This window comes from Anaerobiospirillum succiniciproducens DSM 6400, from assembly GCF_000482845.1.
Taxonomy (GTDB): Bacteria; Pseudomonadota; Gammaproteobacteria; order Enterobacterales; family Succinivibrionaceae; genus Anaerobiospirillum; species Anaerobiospirillum succiniciproducens.
This window is the reverse complement of record NZ_AXWV01000117.1, coordinates 1-5,263: the sequence shown is the minus strand read 5'-3', so window position 1 is coordinate 5,263 and position 5,263 is coordinate 1. Positions and strand designations below refer to the sequence as shown.

Genomic DNA, 5,263 nt, shown 5'->3' with positions numbered 1-5,263 from the left:
GCTGACGGTGCCAATGTTGAAGTTGTAAAAGACTCATTTGGTGATTCTACTAATGCTTTAGGCACAGTAAACATCAAGGATGGTGCTCAGCTTAATGTTAAGTCTGGCTCCGTATTTACAAATGACTTAAACGTTGGCAAGGGTGGTTATGTCTTTGCTTCCGGTGATGTAGTTGTTAAGAAAACCGCAACCATCATGGGTGACGTTGATGCAACTAACCTGACCTTATCAGGCACTGATACTGCAGGTGCAAAGGTTCAGCATGCTATTGCTGGCGGCGCAACTATTGATGCTGATAAGCTTACATTAGCTGCTAACAACACCTTAACCGTGGGTAAGGATGGCAAAGACACTTCATCTGCTAACGTATTTGTTGGTACTTTAGATCTTGCAAAGGATTCTATTCTGGTCGTTGATCCTGAGTACTCCGAGCCTGCTGCTTTAGTAGTTGCTGAAAGCCTTGACACAACTAAAAAAGAGCATGATGCAGGTACCTTAAATGGTGGTGCTTACGTAGGCATGAACTCCGCTCTGGGTATCGGTTTTACCGAGGCTGAGTTTAATGATGTCATGGCATCTTACTTAGTTGATGGAAAGTTCGACCAGAATGGACTCAAGAACGCCTTAGTCCTCAACAAAGCTGTCACCATCGCTAATGGCAACGGTATCGTTGTAAACGCCGGTCTTAATGTTGCTGATGTTCAGAACAAGAATCCTACTGCTGATACATTAGAATTAGAGTCTGGCGCTGGCTTAATCATCACTGACAATGCATTCGGCGCTGATAAGTCACAGCCTGCTATTACTTTCGCTTCTGGCACTACTGCCCCAAATAACGTGAGTGCAACTGTTAAGGTTGCTGAAGGTGCAAAGATTAGCTTAGTTGGTGATATTACTGCTAAAGATACTGGCCTTAAGATCTTTGCAGCACAGGGTAATGGTAGTTCAGTAACCGCAAACGGTGCTTTAGTTGTTGAGGCTGCTGGTGGTCTGCTGTCATACACTATTGCCAATGGCTCTAATCTCCTAACAACACCTGTAACTCTTAAGCTTGATCCTGAGGTAGAGAAGCAGATTCGTAGCTTAGTATCCGCTCCTGTTGGTCAGCTGTTTGTTGACTATGCAAATGGTGAGTTCTCTAGTGGTTCTGGCGTAGGTTATGACTTTGTAGTTAATACTCTTACTGCTAAGCAATACGGTGCAATTGATGCTGCTGCTCATGCTGCAACTTACGCAGGTGCCCAGCAGGCAGCTGTAGCTGCAGTAACCACCATGGCTGATGCAATGTTTGGTCGTGTTGGTGCAGTTGGTGTAGAGGCTGCAACCATTTCTGCTACTGGCTCACAGGCTAACGGCGGTGTATGGTTAACCCCAATGTACAAGTCTGTTGATTCTGACGGCTTTAATGCAGAGGGCGTATCTTATGGCTCAGATGTTGATCTTGCTGGTGTAGCATTTGGTACCGATACTGTAAACGGCAACATGCGTTTTGGTGCTGTATTCAACATCGGTTCTGGTGATGCAGAAGGCAAGGGTCAGGGTAATGGCCTCAAGGACGAGTTTGACTACTACGGCTTTGGTATTTACTCAGCAATGGGCTTTGGTAACTTTGCTTTAGTTGGTGATGCTTCCATGACCGTAATCTCTCACGATGTTGAGGGCTTTGGTCTTTCTGGTAAGGCTGACACCAAGGCTGTTACTATGGGCTTAACTGGTCAGTACACCATCTCTACTGCTGCAGTTGATGTAACTCCACACTTAGGTGCTCGTTTTATCCGCCTTAACACCGACAGCTATGACTTAATGTCCTCTGATGGTGCTATCGCTACTACTGACTTTGATGTGCAGAACGTATTCTCCATCCCACTGGGTGTTACCTTATCTAAGGCATTTAGCACCAGCGGCTGGACTTTAGCTCCTAGCGCAGACTTAACTGTTGCCTTCAACACTGGCGACACTGAGGCTAAGTCACATACCCAGTTCAACAGCACTAAGCCAATGGCTGTTGCTATGAACACTGAGGTGCTTGATGAAGTTCAGTACGGCTTAACTGTTGGCTTAGGTGCTCAGAACGGTGCATTTGGTACCTCATTTGGTATCAACTACACTGGCTCTTCAAACACCGATAGCTTCGGCGTTAACGCACAGTGCCGCTACATGTTCTAATTTAGATGTAGCAAGTTACTTAATCTAAAGATCGTGCCAAAGGTTTTTAACTCCGGGGCACGCTTTATAAAGCGATCATGGCCGATGCAAGGGATAGTGCAGAGGTCGTGGTCGCTTTTGTCATTAAATGGGTATGATTTGGCGCGTTTTGAACCTGGATAAGGCTATGTGCCTGTAAATGAATTAAAAACGGCGCATCGAGTTCTATGTTAAACAGGACTAATCGTTATAGGAAATGAATAACAATGCAGTGAAGAGCCTCTTTAAGACACTTTTATGCTGCGACCAAACATTTGGTCTTACGCTTTATCCGATTAGTAAGGTTGTATATGCAGCAAATACACGTAGAACACGATAAATCTGCGGTTAATTGCAATGCATCAGCTCAAAAAGATTACCCAAATATAACTGTTTGAATATCTGGAGTGCCATGTCATAAGGTAACTACCATTCAAGCTTCAGGCCTTAATTGAGTGGTAATAATCCTGCATCTGCCTTGATTTATCACTGTATGTATAGTTAGTATACATGGGGGGGGGGCAAGCAAAAAACTGAGTGTTCATGTACTTTTCAAGGCAGTCGAAACACTCACATGGTTTCAGTATCTTACTGTCGATACAAGCTCAATAAGCTTATTAGATCCCTCCTTATCTGCATCTTTTAATATCAAATCATTAACTTGCTTTGCCCTTTAAAGCTTTATTTAGTTGTTTCTCAATGTACATGCTTGTACTAATAAAGCATGGACTGTATTAAGCATGCTCGAGATACAATATACATCACATGCTAAAGAAAGTTCATTAGGTAGAGGCACGTGTCTGTTGATGATGAGATAGGGACTGCCTATACTCTTTAAGTATTAGAACTCCTAATACAGCTCACAATACATCAAGGCTATCCTAGAGCCGCAAATGCATCATTACACCTGCCTTTTTAAGTGAGCTTCAGTTAAACAAACATCATTTCATAAATCAAACAAGATTTACTAATGAAGCAAACCAACAACGCCATTAAGTTCTTAATGGCTCAATACCGCGCTATATTCAAGAACGCCAACATCGCCATGGTCGCAGCTATCGCTGCTGCCGCCTTAGCCTCCGGCCAAGCCCAGGCTGCTAAAGGTGGTGCAACCTTTGATGATGCTAAGTTTGGCGCAGCCGATGCAAACGTGACTATCGATGGCACAACAACTGATAAAAGTCCTGCTGATAATGCTTACGGTACTTTAACAATTACTTCCGCTGCAAGCAGAGCAGAAAGCACTGAACCGCTTGAGATTAAAATTTCTGGTGGTGATGCACATACCATTAAAGGTGTCGCTGCAGGTGCTGACGCTACAGCTCAACCAGCTAAGCCTAATGTAAATCTTGGCAACACTGCTTTAGTTATTGAAACAGCTACAACAGCAAAACTAACTATTGGTGAGGTCGGCAATTCATCTGGCAAACCAGCCACTCCAGGTGCTGCAACAAATGTTACTTTAGGCAATATCACTGTTAACAAGGGTGAGCTTGATCTTGTTGCTGCTGATGATAAAAAGCTTGCTACTACAGTAAATGCAGCAAATGTAACTATTGGTAAAGGTCAAGGTGCTGGCGCAAATGATGCCGTTGTAAAGCTTGCTAAGCACTCATCCATTGCAGCAACAGCATTAACTGTTAAAGAAGGTGCTGCAGTAACTGTTTCTGGTGGCGCATCTTTAACTGCTGGCACAGTTACAATAGAAAAGGGCACTATCAATCTTGGCACTGACCAAGAGAATGCCGCAGCAGTATTTGGCAGCACAGCAGGTAATACCCAGCTTAAAGATGGTACTGTAGAAGTGGCCTCTGGTGGTAAAGGTGAGCTTAAGGGTGCTATTGAGTTGGCTGGCGGTACCCTTTCTAACTCTGGCGCCATGACTGTAACCGATGCCTTCACATCTACTGGCGGCACAATTAAGAACAACGCAGCTACAAATACAATCACCTTTAAGGGTGGCGTAACCACTGGTGAAAAGACCGTAATCAACAACACTGGCTCTATCGTTTTAGAGGGTGGTGAAAGCACTATCGCATTAAGTGGTACCTCTACAATTGATGCTGGCTCATCAGTTGTTCTCAATAAGAATGCCGTCCTGAATGTAAGCTCTGAAGTTTTAAACAAATTAGTAACTGGCGAGTTAAAGTCATCTCAGGGTAATAGCGGTACTGTTGTAATTACAGGCGTGCAAGATACTTTAGATCTTTCTGCCAGTGACAAAATCCTGTCTGGTACTGGTGCTACTATCGGCACAATGAACGCCAAGATTACTGGCGGTGACGGTTCCCTTACACTTAAGGTAGGTAATGCTAAGTTCCATTCAGGCGATACTATTACTTTAAATGCAGGTGTTACTTTAGCCGCTGATACCTTGGCCTTAGGCGCAACTGGTGACGGTGCCGTTACTGTAAAGAATGGCGGAATCTCGATTGCTTCAAACCTTAACACCTCAGCTACCAAGGATCTCAAGCTTGAGGGTGGTACTACTTTAACCTTGGCTGGCTCAGGCAATACTTTAGGCGTTAAGAGCATCGTTGTGGGAACAGCAGATGCCGGCGGCTCAAAGGCAACATTAAATGTTGATAAGGGCCAATGGTCTGTTAAGTCATTAACAGTTACTTCTGGTTCAGCAAACGTTAACAACTCAGGAACTAAGCTGACCATTACTGATTCCTTAACAACAACTAATGAAAATGGCAAGTTAGCGATTGATGGTGCAACTGTCGATGCTAAGGGTGTTACAACTTTAAGCCTGGGTGCAAACGGTGCCTCAATTACCAATGCAGGTAAGTTAATCCTGAGCTCTGACATGGTTGTTAAGGCCGCTGATTCTACCTTAATCACTGATAAGTACGACAAGAATGCTGTTCAGGGCACTACCGATGCACAGATTAGCTTACTCGACAAGAGTGGCAATGCCATCTCTATGACTCTTGAAAAGTTCAAGCAGTTCCGTACTGATACTGGCTTCAAGGGTCTCTTTGATATCAAGCTGTCAGATAAGCCTACAACCCGGCCACAGATGGGCTTAGGTGGTGCTGGTGGTGTAGTTGCAGGCGTAACCAACGGCTACGAG

2 protein-coding genes are annotated in these 5,263 nt (G+C 44.3%); both read left to right on the top strand.

The window, feature by feature from the left end; genetic code table 11:
* A partial coding sequence (locus tag H524_RS17475; protein ID WP_027940314.1) for an autotransporter outer membrane beta-barrel domain-containing protein occupies positions 1 to 2,166 on the top strand: 2,166 nt, incomplete at its 5' end.
* Between the two features lie 988 nt (positions 2,167 to 3,154).
* The coding region (locus H524_RS15715; RefSeq protein ID WP_044122247.1) for a beta strand repeat-containing protein at positions 3,155 to 5,263 on the top strand (2,109 nt) is incomplete at its 3' end.